Origin of the sequence: Quadrisphaera sp. RL12-1S (assembly GCF_014270065.1) — a bacterium.
Lineage (GTDB): Bacteria > Actinomycetota > Actinomycetes > Actinomycetales > Quadrisphaeraceae > Quadrisphaera.
This window is the reverse complement of sequence record NZ_JACNME010000018.1, coordinates 48,598-65,701: the sequence shown is the minus strand read 5'-3', so window position 1 is coordinate 65,701 and position 17,104 is coordinate 48,598. Positions and strand designations below refer to the sequence as shown.

The window sequence follows — 17,104 nt, the reverse complement described above, 5'->3', positions numbered from 1 at the left end:
GGCTGCGCCGCAGCGGGAGCGCTGGGGGCCGGCGCGGCGGGCGCCGACGGAGCGGCGGCAGCGGGAGCGCTGGGCGCCGAGGGCGCGGACGGGGCGGGCGCGGCGACGCGCGGGCCCGGGCGCACGGCGCCGGGCGTCGGGGCCTGGCGCGCGGGGGCCGACGGCGCGGCGGACCCGGAGCCACCACCGTTGGCAGCGGCGTACTCCGACTTCAGCTTGCGCACGACCGGCGGCTCGATGGTCGAGCTGGGGGACTTCACGAACTCGCCCATGTCCTGGAGCTTGGACATGAGCGCCTTGCTCTCTACTCCGAACTCCTTGGCGAGCTCGTACACGCGGACCTTTGCCACATCTCTCCTCATCCGGTCCGGGCCGGAGAGGCTCGGACCGTGGTCAGTACGGGGGGGTGTTCATCGCTGGAGGCTCATCGGGTGCCCATCAGGTGATGACCCGCTCTCGGTTCTCGTCGGACGGCTGGACTAGTGGTGCTCTGGTGCTGGTGACCCACCGCGCTGCTGCAGGTGCTCCCGGACGGCGCCGGCGTCGAGCGGTCCCGGCAGGCGCAGGGCCCGGGGGAACGCGCGCCGGCGCTCCGCGAGGTCCAGGCAGGCCAGCGCGAGGTGCACCCAGGCTCCCCGCCCCGGCAGCCGGGCACCGGGATCGGGGAGGAGGACCGATGGGCCCCCGCTCCGGTCCGCGACGACGCGCAGCAACCGCGACCGGTCACCCCGCTGGCGGCAGCCCACGCACGTCCGCTGCGGCTCACGAGGGGCTGCGGGCGGGGTGGTCGGCTGCACGGCGGAGAGGCCGGCTCGCACAGTCTAACGCTCTCGGCGGCCGGAGGCTTCCGCCCGGTTCCCGCCCTGGTCGCCCTCGGCGTCCGACCGGATGTCGATGCGCCACCCGGTCAGCCGGGCGGCGAGGCGGGCGTTCTGCCCCTCCTTGCCGATCGCCAGCGACAGCTGGAAGTCGGGGACGACGACGCGCGCGGCGCGGGCCGCGGCGTCCACGACCTCCACCGACACCACGCGAGAGGGCGAGAGCGCGTTGCCCACGAAGCGCGCCGGGTCGTCGTCCCAGTCCACGATGTCGATCTTCTCGCCGTGCAGCTCGGTCATGACGGCGCGCACGCGGGCGCCCATCGGCCCGATGCAGGCGCCCTTGGGGTTGACGCCCGACCGGGTGGCGCGCACCGCCACCTTGGTGCGGTGACCGGCCTCGCGGGCCAGCGCCATGATCTCCACCGTGCCGTCGGCCACCTCGGGCACCTCCAGCGCGAAGAGCGCGCGGACGAGGTCGGGGTGGGTGCGCGAGACGGTGATCGAGGGGCCCTTGGGGGTGCGGCGCACCGAGACCACGAAGGCGCGCAGGCGCTGCCCGTGCGGGTAGGACTCCCCCGGCACCTGCTCGCTCGGCGGCATGACGGCCTCGACGCCACCGACCTCCAGGTGCACCAGGCGCGGGTCGTGGCCCTGCTGGACGATGCCGCTGATGACGTCGCCCTCGCGGCCGGCGAAGGCGCCGAGCACCTGCTCGTCCTCGGCGGCGCGCAGTCGCTGCAGGATCACCTGGCGCGCGGTGCCCGCGGCCACCCGGCCGAAGCCCTTGGGGGTGTCGTCGAACTCGCGCAGCACCTGGCCGGCCTCGTCCATCTCGGCCGCCAGGACCACCACGTGCCCGGTCTTGCGGTCCAGCTCCACCCGCGCCCGGGGCTGCGAGCCCTCGGTGCGGTGGTAGGCCACGAGCAGCGCCTGCTCGATGGCCGTCACCAGCACGTCGAGGGGGATCTCGCGCTCGCGCTCCACGGCGCGCAGCGCCGCCATGTCGATGTCCACGTCAGTCCTCGTCCTCGTCCAGCTCGTCGTCTGCGGCCAGCTCGTCGTCGGCCTCGTCGGCGGCGGTCGGCCGCCCGAACTCCACCTGCACGCGCCCGGTGCCCAGGTCCTCCCAGGCGGCGCGCCGCTGCTCGCCGTCCACGTCGAGCACGACGCCGTCGTCGTCGACGGCGACGACGCGGCCCGTGGTGGCGACGCCCGCCACCGGCACCGCCACGAGACGGGTGCGCGCGCGGGACCAGTGCCGGCGCTCGGTCAGCGGCCGCGACACGCCCGGCGAGCCCACCTCGAGCACGTACGGACGGTCCCCGAGGACGCCGTCCACGGCGTCCATGGCGGCGCTCACCGCGCGCGAGACGGCGGCCAGGGCGTCGGAGGAGACGGCGCCCACGGCGTCGTCGGGGAGGTCGACCACCACGCGGACCACGGTGCGGGCACCGGCGCGGGCGAGCTCGACCTCCTCCAGCACGAGGCCGCTGCCGGTGACGGCGGGCTGGACGGCGGCGACCACGCGGTCGTGCGCGGCCTGGGGGGCTGGCACCGGGACTCCTGGGATCTCGAGGGCTGAGCAGCGATCGCACGGTCCGCCCCGGGCGGGGCCCGGGCACGGCGGCGACCCGAGAACCCTAGTCGCCGCGCGGGGATGCCCAGAGCGCCGCGAGCGCCGGCCGCCGGTGGCAGGATCACGAGGCGTGCCGACCTCCCCCACGCGGCGCGCCGTGCTGGCGGCCCTGTCCGCGTCCGCCGCGGCGGGGCTGGCGGGCTGCGCGACCCCGTGGGGCCGGCTCCGCCTCCAGCCGCTGGGCGGTGACCCGTCGCCCACGCCCGGCCCCCCGGACCCCGACGAGCTCGCCCGGCGCGCCGCGGTGGGCGCCGTCGGCGCCGTGCTGGCGCAGCTGGGCGGTCTGGACGCGTCCCTGGCCGGCCCCCTGCGCGCGGCGCTCGACGAGCAGCTGGTGGCGCTGGGGGCCACCGCCCCCACCACCGCTCCCACGAGCACCAGCACCAGCACGGCCAGGACCACGACGACGACGAGCAGCCCGTCCGCGAGCGCTGCGACCAGCACCGGCACCGCTCCCCCGTCAGCCCAGCCCTCAGCCCAGCCCTCAGCCCAGCAGGTGGCGGGGCTGCTGGAGGACGCCGCCGAGACGGCCTCCGCGGACCTCGCCGCGGTGGCCGGCGGGACGGCGCGGATGCTCGCCTGCCTGGCCGCGGGGCTCGACGCGGGGGCCGCCTGGACGCGCGCGTCGCTGGGGCAGCAGGCCGCGCCCGGTGGGAGCCCCGCGCCGTCGTCGTCCCCGTCCTCGTCTCCGTCGTCTGCTGCGGCGTCTGCTGCGGCGTCGGCGTCCCCGCTCGCCTCGTCGGCCGGCCCGGGCACCCGCGCCTCGGCCAGCCCCACCGCCGCGGCGGCCTCGGGCGAGCAGGCGGCGCTGGTGGCGGCCCTCGGCGTGGAGGAGGCCGCCGAGTACGGCTACGGGGTGGTGGCCGCCCGGCTCGCCGGCGCACAGCGCGACACCGCCGTCCGCGACCTGGCCTCCCACACGGACCTCGTGGAGCTGCTGCGCGACGACCTGCTCGCCCAGGGCGCCGCCCCGCCGCCTCCTGCCCCGGCGTGGGCGCTGCCGTCTCCCGTCACCGGTGCGGCGGCCGCGCTCGACCTGGCGCAGCGGCTGGAAGGTGCCTCCGCGGCGGCCTGGGCGGACGTGGTGGCCGCGTCCGACCGGGAGCGGCGTGCCCCCGCCGCCGCCCAGCTGCGGCTGGCCGCGCTCCGCTGGCAGGAGTGGCGCAGCGCCGCGTCTGCGCCGGGGCTGGTGGCGCTGCCCGGGCTGTCCGGCCGCTGAGGGCGGTCCGGGGTCGCGCCGTCAGCCGAGCAGGGGGGCCAGCACCTGCCAGCCCAGGCGCAGCACCAGCGCGCCGACCACCACGAGGAAGACCACCCGCACGAAGCCGCTGCCGCGGGCCACGGCGGTGCGGGCCCCGAGGTATCCGCCCAGCACGTTGGCGACGGCCATGGACAGGCCCAGCCCCCACACCACGGACCCGGCGAGGGTGAACACCACCAGCGCCCCGAGGTTGGTGGCGGCGTTGACCACCTTCGCGACGGCGCTGGCGGGCAGGAAGGCGTACCCGAGGCCGACGAGCCCGGCCACGAGGAACGAGCCGGTGCCCGGCCCGAGCGCGCCGTCGTAGAGGCCGACGAGCCCGCCCAGCGCCGCGGCGGCCGCGGCGTGTCGGCGCCCGTCGAAGCGCAGCGCCGCCGCCTCCGCCGGGGGTGGGCGCAGCAGGGTCCACGCGGCCACGGCCACCAGCGCCACGAGCACCACCGGGCGCAGCGCGCCGGCGGGCACCCAGTGCGCCAGGGCCGCTCCCCCGGCCGCGGCCAGGCCGGCGGCCAGCGCCATGGGCACCGCGGTGCGCAGGTCCACGCGCACGCGGCGGGCGTACGTGACGGCGCTCGTCGTCGTCCCCGCGAACCCCGCCAGCTTGTTGGTGGCCAGGGCCTGGACCGGGCTGATCCCGGGGACGAGCAGCAGCGCCGGCAGCTGGACGAGACCGCCGCCGCCGACCACCGCGTCGACCCACCCGGCCGCCAGCGCGGCGAGCAGGAGCAGGGCGAAGACCTCGGGGGTCAGCCCCTCGAGCCCGAGCAGGGCGTCAGCCGCGCACGAGCGCGACGAGGTGCTGCGCGGCGCCCTCGACGGGCACGTCCGTGCGCTCGCCGGAGGCGCGGTCGCGGACCTCGACGACGCCGTCGGCGAGGCGCTTGCCCACCGTGACGATCGTGGGCACGCCCACCAGCTCGGCGTCCTTGAACTTCACGCCGGGGCTGACGCGGGGGCGGTCGTCCAGGAGGACGTCGAGGCCGGCGGCCACCAGCTCGGCGGCGAGGCGCTCGCCGCCCTCGACGACCGCGGCGTCCTTGCCCGCGACGACCACGTGCACGTCGACGGGGGCCACCGAGCGCGGCCAGACCAGGCCCAGCTCGTCGTGGCCGGCCTCGGCGATGGCGGCGACGGCGCGGGAGACGCCCACGCCGTAGGAGCCCATGGTGACCGTGACGAGCTTGCCGTTCTCGTCGAGCACCTGCAGGCCCAGGGCCTGCGCGTACTTGCGGCCGAGCTGGAAGATGTGCCCCATCTCCATGCCGCGGGCGGTCTCCAGCGGGCCGGAGCCGTCGGGGGCGGGGTCGCCGTCGCGGACCTCGGCGGCGTCGATGGTGCCGTCGCCGGTGAAGTCCCGGCCGGCCACGAGCCCGAAGACGTGCCGGCCGGGCTGGTCGGCGCCCGTGACCCACGCGGTGCCGGGGGCGATGCGCGGGTCGAGCAGGTAGCGGATCCCGGTGGTGACGGGCTGGCCGTGCTCGTCGGTCTCGCCGGTGAGGCGCAGGCCCAGGCCGCCGGGGCCGATGTAGCCCTTGACCAGCTCGGGGTGCTGGGCGAACTGCGCCTCGTCGAACGGCTCGACGGTGGCGGGCGACACGGCGGCCTCGAGGCGCTTGGGGTCCACCTCGCGGTCTCCGGGCACGCCGATCGCGAGCGGCTCCGTGGAGCCGTCGGGGTGGCGCAGCAGCACGATGACGTTCTTGAGGGTGTCCGCGGCCTCCCAGGCGCGGTCCTCGCGCGGGTGCAGCTGGTTGGAGACCGCCACCAGCGTGTCGATGGTCGGGGTGTCCGGGGTGTCGCGGACCACGGCGGGCGGGGCGTCGTCCCAGGCCACCGGCTCGGGCGCGACCGTGGTGACCGCCTCGACGTTGGCGGCGTACCCGCCGGCGGAGCGGACGTAGGTGTCCTCGCCCTGGGGGCTGGGGTGGAGGAACTCCTCGCTGGCCGAGCCGCCCATGGCGCCGGAGACCGCGGAGACGATGACGTACTCCAGCCCGAGCCTGTCGAAGATGCGGACGTAGGCCTCGCGGTGGCGCTGGTAGGCCTTCTCCAGCCCGGCGTCGTCGACGTCGAAGGAGTAGCTGTCCTTCATGACGAACTCGCGGCCGCGCAGCAGGCCCGCGCGGGGCCGCGCCTCGTCGCGGTACTTCGTCTGCACCTGGTACAGGCTCAGCGGCAGGTCCTTGTAGGACGAGCACTGGTCCTTCACGAGCAGCGTGAACATCTCCTCGTGGGTGGGCGCGAGGAGGAAGTCGGCGCCGCGGCGGTCCTGCAGGCGGAAGAGGTTGGGACCGTACTCCGTCCACCGGCCGGTCGCCTCGTACGGCTCCTTCGGCAGCAGCGCGGGGAAGTGCACCTCCTGGGCGCCGATGGCGTCCATCTCCTCGCGGACGATCCGCTCGACCTTGCGCAGCACCCGCAGGCCCAGCGGCAGCCACGAGAAGCCGCCCGGGGCGGCGCGGCGGATGTACCCGGCGCGCACGAGCAGCTTGTGGCTGGCCAGCTCGGCGTCGGCCGGGTCCTCGCGCAGGGTGCGCAGGAGCAGCGTGGAGGTCCTCAACAGCACGCCCCGACCTTAGTGCCGCCCCCTCACCCCGCCCCGCGCGTCCCGCCGGCCCGCGCCCGCGTGACGCCGGACGGGCAGAAGTCCCTGCGAGCCCCTCACGCGGCGACGCTGAGGGACTTCTGCATGTCGGCCGTCACAGCGCACCTGCGTGCGGTCCGCTGCAGGGTGCTGGCGACCCACTCCCGGTCGAACATCACCTGCTCCCACGCGTACCGCAGGACCGTCCACCCGTCGGCGACCAGCTCGTCGTAGCGGTGGCAGTCCGCAGCCAGGGCGGAGCGCCTGCCGTGCCACTCGAAGCTGTCCGCCTCGACGACGAGCCGCAGCGCCGGGTCGATGAGGTCGGGACGGATGCTGCCGGAGTCGCCGTCCAGCCAGACCTGCGGCAGCAGGCCCGTCAGTCCGGCGCCCAGCGCGATGCCTCGCAGCGCCGACTCGAACGGGTTGGCAGGCCGACCCGACGCGTGCTCAGCGACGCGCCGCACCGCCGCCCTCCCGGCGCCGCGGGTGGCGTCCGCACGTGCGAGCAGCTCGGAGCGGGTCACGAGCCCGCGCCGCAGGGCGGAGTCGCCCACAGCGAGAGCTTCGGGGAAGGGCAGCGTGCGGGCGCAGTCGACCACCGTCCGCAGCGGTGTGGTGACGCGACCGTCCACGTCACCGGGCGGTAGGTCCGCCCAGTGGCGCACCACCTGGTCGCTGACGAGCCTGCGGTGGCGCGGGACGGTCACGTGCGGCAGCGCCGGCGGCGCGACCACGTCCAGCATCCACAGCTGTGCCGCGCTCAGGTGCGAGGCCACACCGCTGACGCTGGCCGCCGCCGCGAGCGGGGCGGCTCCGCTGGACAGCCCGTAGACACCGCGCGCCAGGCGCAGCACCCGGCCGCTCAGCAGAGCGCGTTCCAGGGCGCGCCAGTCGCAGGCGAGCTCTCGGCGCACCGCCACGCCGCCGTTCCTCCACAGGGCCCTGCACACCTCGTTGACGTCCACCCGATCACCGTGGCGAACCGACGGCGTAGATGTGGATCTTGTCCACAGGTGACGCCGGACAGGCAGAACTCCCCTGGAGCACCCTGCGGAGCAGCTGACGAGGACTTCTGCCTGTCCGGCGTCACAGGGGCCGCAGGTCGGTCGGGAGGCTCAGACGCGGTAGGCGGGGCTGGCCGGCTCGGAGCGGGGGCCGTCGCCGGGGTCGGTGCCGCGCCAGCGGCCGAGGGCCGTCATGAGGTGGTAGAGCCCGACGGCGGCGAGGGTGCCGAGCGCGATGCCCGTGAGCGTCAAGCCGCCCACGGTGAGCGTGTAGTCAGCGATCCCGATGATGAGCGCCACCCCGGCGCTGGTGAGGACGGCGGGGCGGGAGAAGTCCACCCGCGCCTGCACCCAGATCCGCGCCCCGAGCACGCCGATGAGCCCGTACAGCACGGTGCCGGCACCGCCGAGCACGCCGGCGGGGACGGTGGCGATGACCGCCCCGAACTTCGGGCAGAGGCTGAGCACCAGCGCGGCGCCGGCGGCCACGGCGTAGGCCGCGGTGGAGTAGACGCGGCTGGCGGCCATGACGCCGATGTTCTCCGCGTAGGTGGTGGTGCCCGACCCGCCGCCGAGGCCCGCGAGCGTGGTGGCCAGGCCGTCGGCCAGGAGCGCCCGGCCGGTGAGCGGGTCGAGGTCGCGCCCGGTCAGCGCGGCCACGGAGCGGACGTGCCCGACGTTCTCCGCCACGAGCACGAGCACCACCGGCACGAAGACGACGATCACCGCGAGGTCGAAGGTGGGCGTGGAGAACGCCGGCAGCCCCACCCAGGCCGCGGCCCTCACCTGGTCGAAGACCACCTCCCCGCGGACCACGGCCACGAGGTAGCCGACCAGCACGCCCAGCAGGATCGAGAGCCGCCCCAGCAGCCCGCGCAGCAGCACCGACGCCAGCACGATCGCGGCGATCGTCACGACGGCGGTGACCGGCGCCCCCTTGACGTTGTTCCAGGCCGCGGGGGCCAGGTTGAGGCCGATGAGCGCCACGATCGTCCCGGTGACGGCCGGCGGCAGCAGCCGCTCGATCCACGCGGCGCCGGCGCGCTGCACCAGCAGCCCGACCAGGGCCAGCAGCACCCCGGTGACGACGACGCCGCCGAGCGCCGCCGACAGGCCGCCCGCCGTCTTGGCCGCCGCGATCGGAGCGAGGAACGCGAAGCTGGAGCCCAGGTAGCTGGGCAGGCGCCCGCGCGTCAGCAGCAGGAACAGGGCCGTGCCCACGGCCGAGAAGAACAGCGTGGTCGACGGCGGGAAGCCGGTGATGAGCGGCACGAGGAAGGTGGCGCCGAACATCGCCACCACGTGCTGCATCCCGATGCCCACCGTGCGCGGCCAGCTGAGGCGCTCCTCCGGGGCCACCACGGCCCCCTGCTCGATGGTCCGCCCGTCACCGTGCAGCTGCCAGAACCCGCTCGTGCGCGCCACGAACCCTCACCCTCACCCGTGCTGTGGTCGCCGCCCGTGCTGCGCGGCCCGCTGACGCTAGTGGGTGGCGGCGCTGCCGCGGCGCCCGCGCGTCAGAAGGGCGTCAGAAGAGCACGGTGGCGAAGGTGCCCACCCGCTCGAAGCCCACGGCCTCGTAGGCGCGCACGGCGCGGGTGTTGTAGTCGTTCACGTACAGGCTGACCACGGGGTAGCCGGCGGCCTGGGTGGACAGGACGACGGCGGCCATGCCCGGCTCGGCGATGCCGTGGCCGCGGCGCTCCGGGTGCACCCACACGCCCTGCACCTGGGCGACCCCGGGGGCCACCGCGCCGAGCTCGGCCTTGAAGACCACCTCCCGCGCGCTGCCCTCGCCCTCGATCCGCACGTAGGACCTGCCGGCCGCCACGAGCTCCTCGACGCGCCGGCGGTAGGTGGCGCCGCCGTCCCCGGCGGTCGGCGAGTACCCGACCTCCTCGGTGAACATGGCGATGCAGGCGGGCACGAGGACGTCGAGGTCGTCGGCCGTGGCGCGGCGGACGGCGGTGTCGGGCGCCACCAGCGGCGGTGTGCGCACGGCCATGAGGGGCTGGTCGGGCCGTACGTCACGGGCGGGTCCCCAGCTGCCCTGGAGCCTGTCCCACAGGCCCAGGACGGCGGGCGCGGACCCGACCAGCGAGGAGCAGCGCCGTCCCACGCGGCGGGCGCGGGCGGCGAAGGCGTCCAGGGCGAGGGCCTGCTCGGCGGGCGCCAGCGCGGTGCTGAGCACGGGCACGAGGTTGGCGCCGTCCCAGCAGATGCCGGTCAGGCGACCCGGCCCGCCCCACCCCCACAGCTGGCCGCCGAGGCGTGCGGGAGCCGCCCCGACGGCGGCCACGCGGCTGGTGACGAAGATGCTCGCCACCGGGTCCTGCGCGCACAGCGCGAGGACGTCGGCGCGGTCGGCGTCGTCGAGGACGCGCAGCGGGCTGCGGAACACAGCGGCATCCTGCCGGTCGGCGGGCTGGCCGCGACCGGGGAGGTTCCCGATCGGCGGCTGTGCGCCCGCCTCAGCCGACCGAGACGGACGGCGCGGCGCCCTCGACCTCGCCCATCTCGGCGGCCAGGCGGTTGGCCTCCTCGATGAGCGTGGCGACGATGTCGTGCTCGGGGACGGTCTTGATGACCTGCCCCTTCACGAAGATCTGCCCCTTGCCGTTGCCGGAGGCGACGCCGAGGTCGGCCTCGCGGGCCTCGCCGGGGCCGTTGACGACGCAGCCCATGACGGCCACGCGCAGCGGCACGCTCATGCCCTCCAGGCCGGCGGTGACCTCGTCGGCCAGGGTGTAGACGTCCACCTGGGCGCGTCCGCAGGAGGGGCAGGAGACGATCTCCAGCTTGCGCTCGCGCAGGTTGAGCGACTGCAGGATCTGGATGCCGACCTTGACCTCCTCCACCGGCGGCGCCGACAGGGACACGCGGATGGTGTCTCCGATGCCCTGGGACAGCAGCGCGCCGAACGCGGTGGCGGACTTGATGGTGCCCTGGAAGGCGGGGCCGGCCTCGGTGACGCCGAGGTGCAGCGGCCAGTCGCCCTTCTCCGCGAGCAGCTCGTAGGCGCGCACCATGACCACGGGGTCGTTGTGCTTCACCGAGATCTTGAAGTCGTGGAAGTCGTGCTCCTCGAAGAGAGACGCCTCCCACACCGCGGACTCCACGAGGGCCTCCGGGGTGGCCTTGCCGTGCTTGTCCATGATCCGCTTGTCGAGCGACCCGGCGTTGACGCCGATCCGGATGGACGTGCCGTGGTCCTTCGCCGCGCGGGCGATCTCCTTGACCTGGTCGTCGAACTTGCGGATGTTGCCGGGGTTCACGCGCACCGCGGCGCAGCCGGCCTCGATGGCGGTGAAGACGTACTTGGGCTGGAAGTGGATGTCGGCGATCACCGGGATCTGCGACTTCTTGGCGATGATGTGCAGGACGTCGGCGTCGTCCTGGCTGGGGCACGCGACGCGGACGATGTCGCACCCGGACGCCGTCAGCTCGGCGATCTGCTGCAGCGTGGCGTTGATGTCCGTGGTCGGCGTCGTCGTCATGGACTGGACGCTCACCGGCGACTCGCTGCCGACCCCGACCGAGCCGACCCTGATCTGCCGGGTGGGACGACGGGGCGCCAGGACGGGCGGCGCCTCCTTGACGCTCGGCATGCCGAGGCTGACCGGGACCGATGCCATGCGACCAGTATCCCCCGCCGCCCGCGCGCGTCACCCCAGGGTGATGGGGCGCACCACGTCGGCGTAGAGCAGCAGCCCGGACATCGCGATGATCACCAGGGTGACGGCGTAGGTGACGGGCAGCAGCTTGGCGAGGTCGAAGGGCCCCGGGTCGGGCCGGCCCCGCCAGGAGGCCACCTTGCGGCGGGCGCCCTCCCACAGCGCCCCGGCCACGTGGCCGCCGTCCAGCGGCAGCAGCGGCACGAGGTTGAAGACGAACAGCGCGAGGTTCAGCGAGCCGAGCACCGAGACGATCGCCGCCACCCGCTGCCCGGTCGAGTGGAACAGGTCGCTGCTCGCGATCTCCCCCGACAGGCGCCCCACGCCCACGATGCCGATCGGCCCGTTCGGGTCGCGCGGACCGTCGCCGAACGCGGCCTGCGCCACCCCGACCATGCGCTGCGGCAGCGTCAGCACGATCTTGGCGACGTTCCAGGTCTGCTCGGCCATGAAGCCGGGCACGGCGGTGACGGGCTGCGGCACCACCTCGGTGCTGGGCGTGACGCCCAGGAACCCGACGCGGTCGGTGAGCACGGTGCCGTCCGGCGCGGTCTGTACGGCACCGGAGGAAGACACCCGCGCCACCTGGTTGGGGATGATCGGCGCCTGCAGGGTGAGCCGCTGCCCACCGCGCTCCACCACGATCGGCACGGTCTTGTCGGCCGAGGCCCGGATGGTCTGCTGCACGCGCGTCCAGTCGCCGTCCGCGGCCACGCCGTCCACCGAGACGATGCGGTCGCCCTGCTGCAGCCCGGCCCGCGCGGCGGGGCTGGCGGGGTCCGAGGCGGTGCACGCCGTCTGTGCGCTCCCGGCGGGCAGCACGCACTGCGAGACCGAGCTGACCACGGGCGTGGTCTGCGGCAGGCCGGTGGTGGTGACGTATCCACCGAGCAGCACGGTGGCGATGACGAGGTTGACCACCGGACCGCCGAGCATCACCACGATCCGCCGACCCACGGGCAGGCGGTGGAAGGAGCGGTGCTCCTCCCCCGGCACGACCTCCTCGGCGGCCTGGGCGCGCGCGTCGGCCGCCATCTGCGCGAACGGGCCCTGGCGCCGCTGCCGGCGCACCCGTCCGGCGGCGGCGGCGTCACCCTCGAGGGCGCGCGCCTCGTCGTCGACGCGCTCCTCCACCACGGCGGTGAGCGGCGCGTACATGCCGACCATCCGCACGTAGCCCCCGAGCGGGATCGCCTTCACCCCGTACTCGGTCTCACCCCGCCGGCGCGACCAGAGGGTCGGCCCGAAGCCGACCATGTACTGCGTCACCTTCACGCCGAAGCGCTTGGCGGGCAGCAGGTGCCCCACCTCGTGCAGGGCGATGGAGATCCCCAGGCCGAGCACGAACACCCCGACCCCGACGACCCACGCCACGACCTCACCCACCGCTCAGACCCCCACCAGCTCGCGGGCGCGCGTGCGCGCCCAGCCCTCTGCCGCCAGCACGTCGTCCACCGTCAGCCCCTCGCCTGGGAGCGCGCTGTGCCCGCGGTGCTCCTCGACCACGCGGGCGACGGTGTCCACGATGCCCAGGAACGGCAGCCGGCGTGCGAGGAACGCCGCGACGCACTCCTCGTTGGCGGCGTTGAAGACCGCCGGCGCCGTGCCGCCCGTGGTCGCCGCCGAGCGCGCCAGGGCCACCGCGGGGAAGGCCTCCTCGTCGAGCGGCTCGAACGTCCACGCGGTCGCCTGCGTCCAGTCGACGCCGTAGCCGGCGCGCTCCACCCGGTCCGGCCACCCCATGCCCAGGGATATCGGCAGGCGCATGTCCGGGGGTGAGCACTGGGCGAGGGTCGAGCCGTCGGTGAACTCCACCATGGAGTGCACCACCGACTGCGGGTGGACGACGACGTCGATGCGCTCCAGCGGGAGGTCGAAGAGCAGGTGCGCCTCCACCACCTCGAGGGCCTTGTTGACCATGGTCGCGGAGTTGGTGGTGACCACCGGGCCCATCGCCCACGTCGGGTGGGCCAGCGCCTGCTCGGGGGTCACCTCGGCCAGCGAGGCGCGCGAGCGCCCGCGGAAGGGGCCGCCGGACGCGGTGAGCACCAGCCGGCGCACCTCCGCGGCCGTGCCGCCGCGCAGGCACTGGGCGATGGCGGAGTGCTCGGAGTCGACCGGGACCACCTGCCCGGGAGCGGCGAGGGCCTTGACCAGGGGCCCGCCCACCACCAGAGACTCCTTGTTGGCCAGCGCCAGGGTGGTGCCCGCCGCCAGCGCCGCCAGGGTGGGCCGCAGGCCCACCGACCCCGTCATGCCGTTGAGGACGACGTCGCAGCGCCGGCCGGCCAGCTCGACCGCGGCCTCGGGCCCGGCGAGCACCTCGGGGGCCCACCCGGTGCGGCCCGCCCCGCGGGCCGCGGAGGCCAGGTGCTCGCGCAGCGCGGGCTCGGCGGCGGGGTCGGCCACGCCGACGGCCTGCACCTCGAGGCGCACCGCCTGCTCGGCCAGCTGGCGCAGGCGCGCGGGGTCGGACCCGCCGGCGGCCACGGCCACCACGCGGAAGCGCCCGGGGGCGCTGGCGACGACGTCCTCGGCCTGCGTGCCGATCGACCCGGTGGACCCGAGGAGGACGACGTCGCGCGTGCTGCTCACGCCTCCATCCTCGCGCGCCGATGATGGGGGTGATGAGCAGCACGGTGCCCGACCTCGACGCGACCGACGCGACCGGTGCGACCGGCGGCGCCGCGCGTCCGGCGGCGTCGTGGTGGCGCCTCACGCGCTGGGCCGTGGTGGTGCTGCTGCTCGGCGTGGTGGCGGTGGAGCTGGTCGCCGGGCGCCGCGACGTGCTGCGGGCGCTGCGCGCCGTCAGCGACCCCGTCTGGTGGACGCTGGGTCTGGCGGCGCTGGTCGACCTCGCCTCGATGGTGGCGTACGCCGTCATGCAGCGCCGGCTGCTGCTGGGCGCGGGGGTCCCGCGGAGCGCGGCCCGGCGCCGGGCCACCACGGCGCTGGCCTTCGAGGCGCACTCGCTGAGCATCTCCCTGCCGGGCGGCCCGGTCTTCTCCACCGCGCACAACTTCGCGCGGATGACCGCCCTGGGCGCGTCCCGGCCCACCACCACCTGGGTGATCGCGGTCAGCGGCGTGCTCTCGTCGGCGGCGCTGGCCCTGCTCGGCGCGGTGGGCGGCGTCTGGACCGGCGCGCGCGGAGACCTGGGGCACCTGCTGGCGGCGGCCGGGGTCTTCGTCGTCGTCGTGGTGGCGGCGCGGATGCTGGGCGCGCACCGCGCCTGGGCCTCGACGGCGCACGACGTCACCACCGCCGCGCTCACCCGGCTGTCGGGCCGCCGTCCCCGCACGGGCGCCGCGCTGCACCGGGTGCACGCGGGCGCGCACGGCCTCGCGGCCGTGCGGGTCCGCCCCAGCACGTGGGTGTGGGCGGGTGCGGGGGCGCTGGCCAACTGGGTGCTCGACGCCGCGGCGCTGTGGCTGTGCTGCACGGCGGCGGGTCTCGACGGGCTGCGCCCGGAGCACGTGCTGCTGGCGTACACGGCCGCCATGGCCGCCGCGTCCTTCCCGCTGGTCCCGGCGGGCCTGGGCGTGGTGGACGCGGCCCTGACGGTCGGCCTGGTCGCGGCGGGGGCGACCCCCGGCGAGGCGCTCGCCGCCGACGTCCTCTACCGCGCGGTGAGCCTGGGCCTGGTCGGCGGCTCCGGCTGGGTGCTGTGGGCGCTCCACAAGCGGCCGCGCGGGTCCTAACCTCGTCTCCATGACCACCACGGCCGACCCCCGCTCCTCCACCGGCAGCGCCTCCGCCACCAGCAGCGCCACCGCGTCCCGCGAGCCCCTCGAGCAGGTCCGCCGGCTCGTCACCGAGGTCCCCGGCCCGCGCTCGAAGGCGCTGCAGGAGCGGCGGCTCGCGGCTGTGAGCAAGGGCGTCGGGTCGACGCTGCCGGTGTTCGTCGAGCGCGCCGAGGGGGCCGTGCTGCTCGACGCGGACGGCAACCAGCTCATCGACCTGGGCGCCGGCATCGCCGTGGTCAACGTGGGCCACGCCCAGCCTCGCGTGGTGGAGCGCGTGCAGGCGCAGGTGGCCGACTTCACCCACACCTGCTTCATGGTCACCCCGTACGAGGAGTACGTGGCGGTGTGCGAGGCGCTGGTGCGCCTGGCCCCGGTCGACGGTCCCGCCAAGGCCGCCCTGTTCAACACCGGCTCGGAGGCGGTGGAGAACGCGGTGAAGATCGCCCGCCACGCCACCGGGCGCGACGCGGTCGTCGTCTTCGACCACGCCTACCACGGCCGCACCAACCTCACGATGGCCATGACCGCCAAGGCCATGCCCTACAAGAAGGGCTTCGGACCGTTCGCGGGCGAGGTCTACCGCGCGCCCATGAGCTACCCCTTCCGCGACCCGGAGGGGATGACCGGGGAGCAGGCGGCGGCCCGCGCGATCGCGGTCATCGAGGCCCAGGTGGGCGCGGACCAGGTCGCCTGCGTGGTCATCGAGCCCGTCCAGGGCGAGGGCGGCTTCGTGGCGCCGGCCCCGGGCTTCCTGCCCGCGCTGGCCGCCTGGTGCCGCGCGAACGGCGCGCTGTTCGTGGCCGACGAGGTGCAGACGGGGTTCGCGCGCACCGGTGACGTGTTCGCCTGCGAGGCGGAGGGCGTCCGCCCCGACCTCGTGACCATCGCCAAGGGCGTGGCCGGCGGCCTGCCGCTGGCCGGGGTGGTCGGGCGCGCCGACGCCATGGACGCCGTGCACAGCGGCGGGCTCGGGGGCACCTACGGCGGCAACCCCGTCGCGTGCGCCGCGGCCCTCGGGGCGCTGGACGCCATGGCCGACCTCGACCTCGTGGGCGCGGCCCGCAGCATCGAGGAGCGCATGCTGCCGCGCCTGCGCTCGCTGCAGGCGCAGCGGCCGGGCATCGGTGACGTGCGCGGCCGCGGCGCGATGCTGGCGATCGAGGTGGTCGAGACCGAGGACGACGGCGACGGGGCGCGGCGCGCCACGCGCCAGCCCGACGCTGCGGGGGCCGCCGCCATCAGCGCCGCCTGCCACGCGGCCGGCGTGGTGACGCTGACCTGCGGCACGTACGGCAACGTGCTGCGCTTCCTGCCGCCGCTGACCATCGAGCCGGCGCTGCTGGACGACGCGCTGGACGTCTTGGAGACGGCGGTGCTGGCGGCGCTGGCCGGCTGACCACCCGCTGACGGCTGGCGGCCTGGCCCGCTCAGGGCCAGGCTGCCGGGCGTGACGTTCGACCCCGGCGGCAGGATCGACCCCGGCCGCGCCTCGCGCGGCGGCGGAGGGCGGCGCGGTGTCGCCGTGGGCGGGGGCGTCGGTGGCCTGCTCATCCTCCTCGTGGGCGCCTACTTCGGCCTGGACCTGTCCGGCGTGGTGTCCGGGCAGCAGGTCGGCTCCGGGGGCGGCAGCCAGCAGGGGCAGGCCGTCGACGGGCGCCAGGCGTTCCCCGACTGCACCACCGGCCAGGCGGCCAACGAGGACGTCGACTGCCGCGTCATCGCCACCGCCGAGTCGCTCGACGCCGTGTGGGGGCAGCTGCTGCCCGGCGAGTACCGGGAGCCGGCGCTGACCCTCTTCACGGGGGCGGTGAGCACGGCGTGCGGGGAGGCGACCAGCGACGTGGGCCCGTTCTACTGCCCGGGCGACGGCACGGCGTACTTCGACACCGCGTTCTTCCAGGAGCTGACCGACAGGTTCGGGGCCAGCGGCGGGCCGCTGGCCCAGGAGTACGTGGTGGCGCACGAGTTCGGGCACGCGGTGCAGGACCAGCAGGGCCTGCTCGCCGGCGTCCAGGGGGACCGGACCGGCGCGGACTCCGCCGCGGTCCGCAGCGAGCTCCAGGCCGACTGCTTCGCGGGGGTGTGGGCCCACCACGCGACGACCACCCCCGACCCGGACACCGGCCGGCCCCTGCTGGAGCCGCTGACGCAGACCGACGTGGCGGACGCGCTCTCCGCGGCGGCGTCGGTCGGCGACGACCGGATCCAGGAGGCCGCTACCGGGCGGACCGACCCTGAGACGTACACCCACGGCACCGCCGAGCAGCGGCAGCGGTGGTTCTCGACGGGGTACGACTCCGGCGACCCCGCCGCCTGCGACACGAGCACGGCCGCACAGCTCTGAGGAGCCTGCAGACGCGCCGCCGTCGTCCCGC

At 75.8% G+C, this 17,104-nt stretch carries 16 protein-coding genes; 4 read left to right on the top strand and 12 right to left on the bottom strand.

The window, feature by feature from the left end:
• From H7K62_RS20660 to H7K62_RS24375, 4 genes are all read right to left on the bottom strand, one after another.
• The coding region (locus tag H7K62_RS20660; protein WP_186722284.1) for a translation initiation factor IF-2 N-terminal domain-containing protein at positions 1 to 350 on the bottom strand (350 nt) is incomplete at its 3' end.
• A gap of 129 nt (positions 351 to 479) precedes the next feature.
• A complete protein-coding gene (locus H7K62_RS20655; RefSeq protein ID WP_370591882.1) occupies positions 480 to 746 on the bottom strand; it encodes a YlxR family protein in 267 nt (88 codons plus the stop codon).
• Positions 747 to 821: 75 nt separating this feature from the next.
• Positions 822 to 1,835 (bottom strand): transcription termination factor NusA, encoded by a 1,014-nt coding sequence (gene nusA / locus H7K62_RS20650; RefSeq protein WP_186722282.1) that lies wholly within the window; start codon positions 1,833 to 1,835, stop codon positions 822 to 824.
• Position 1,836: 1 nt separating this feature from the next.
• Complete coding sequence (locus H7K62_RS24375) at positions 1,837 to 2,376, bottom strand: ribosome maturation factor RimP (RefSeq protein ID WP_186722280.1); 540 nt, start codon at positions 2,374 to 2,376, stop codon at positions 1,837 to 1,839.
• A gap of 151 nt (positions 2,377 to 2,527) precedes the next feature.
• Here H7K62_RS24375 and H7K62_RS24370 point away from each other — a divergent pair, with 151 nt between their 5' ends.
• Entirely contained in the window at positions 2,528 to 3,676 is a 1,149-nt protein-coding gene (locus H7K62_RS24370; RefSeq protein WP_186722278.1) for a DUF4439 domain-containing protein, read from the top strand.
• Between the two features lie 21 nt (positions 3,677 to 3,697).
• Here H7K62_RS24370 and H7K62_RS20635 read toward each other — a convergent pair whose 3' ends face one another.
• The 8 genes from H7K62_RS20635 to dxr all read right to left on the bottom strand — a co-directional run bounded on the left by H7K62_RS20635 (position 3,698) and on the right by dxr (position 13,578).
• Positions 3,698 to 4,486 carry a TSUP family transporter gene (locus H7K62_RS20635; RefSeq protein WP_186722301.1) on the bottom strand — a complete coding sequence of 263 codons (789 nt, stop codon included), beginning with the start codon at positions 4,484 to 4,486 and terminating at the stop codon, positions 3,698 to 3,700.
• A 4-nt stretch (positions 4,487 to 4,490) separates the two neighbouring features.
• Positions 4,491 to 6,284, bottom strand: a complete 1,794-nt coding sequence (locus H7K62_RS20630) for a proline--tRNA ligase (RefSeq protein ID WP_186722276.1) — start codon at positions 6,282 to 6,284, stop codon at positions 4,491 to 4,493.
• A gap of 95 nt (positions 6,285 to 6,379) precedes the next feature.
• A complete protein-coding gene (locus H7K62_RS20625) occupies positions 6,380 to 7,270 on the bottom strand; it encodes a DUF559 domain-containing protein (protein ID WP_186722274.1) in 891 nt (296 codons plus the stop codon).
• Between the two features lie 150 nt (positions 7,271 to 7,420).
• Complete coding sequence (locus H7K62_RS20620; RefSeq protein ID WP_186722272.1) at positions 7,421 to 8,734, bottom strand: uracil-xanthine permease family protein; 1,314 nt, start codon at positions 8,732 to 8,734, stop codon at positions 7,421 to 7,423.
• A gap of 103 nt (positions 8,735 to 8,837) precedes the next feature.
• The gene (locus H7K62_RS20615) at positions 8,838 to 9,710 is read right to left on the bottom strand and encodes a GNAT family N-acetyltransferase (protein WP_186722270.1); all 873 of its coding nucleotides are present in this window, start codon (positions 9,708 to 9,710) and stop codon (positions 8,838 to 8,840) included.
• A 70-nt stretch (positions 9,711 to 9,780) separates the two neighbouring features.
• Positions 9,781 to 10,944: a flavodoxin-dependent (E)-4-hydroxy-3-methylbut-2-enyl-diphosphate synthase gene (ispG, locus tag H7K62_RS20610; protein ID WP_186722269.1), complete on the bottom strand. Its 1,164-nt coding sequence runs from the start codon at positions 10,942 to 10,944 to the stop codon at positions 9,781 to 9,783.
• 30 nt (positions 10,945 to 10,974) lie between these two features.
• Entirely contained in the window at positions 10,975 to 12,357 is a 1,383-nt protein-coding gene (locus H7K62_RS20605) for a M50 family metallopeptidase (protein WP_186722267.1), read from the bottom strand.
• A gap of 15 nt (positions 12,358 to 12,372) precedes the next feature.
• Entirely contained in the window at positions 12,373 to 13,578 is a 1,206-nt protein-coding gene (gene dxr, locus H7K62_RS20600; protein ID WP_186722265.1) for a 1-deoxy-D-xylulose-5-phosphate reductoisomerase, read from the bottom strand.
• A gap of 32 nt (positions 13,579 to 13,610) precedes the next feature.
• On the opposite strand from dxr, the gene H7K62_RS20595 reads away from it, so the two are divergent.
• From H7K62_RS20595 to ypfJ, 3 genes are read left to right on the top strand one after another with little or no spacing between them, the layout of a single operon-like run.
• Positions 13,611 to 14,684 carry a lysylphosphatidylglycerol synthase transmembrane domain-containing protein gene (locus tag H7K62_RS20595; protein ID WP_186722263.1) on the top strand — a complete coding sequence of 358 codons (1,074 nt, stop codon included), beginning with the start codon at positions 13,611 to 13,613 and terminating at the stop codon, positions 14,682 to 14,684.
• A 10-nt stretch (positions 14,685 to 14,694) separates the two neighbouring features.
• Positions 14,695 to 16,125, top strand: coding sequence for a 4-aminobutyrate--2-oxoglutarate transaminase (gabT, locus tag H7K62_RS20590; protein WP_186722261.1), 1,431 nt, complete (start codon positions 14,695 to 14,697; stop codon positions 16,123 to 16,125).
• 51 nt (positions 16,126 to 16,176) lie between these two features.
• Complete coding sequence (gene ypfJ, locus H7K62_RS20585) at positions 16,177 to 17,073, top strand: KPN_02809 family neutral zinc metallopeptidase (RefSeq protein WP_186722259.1); 897 nt, start codon at positions 16,177 to 16,179, stop codon at positions 17,071 to 17,073.
• Positions 17,074 to 17,104: the final 31 nt, after the last annotated feature.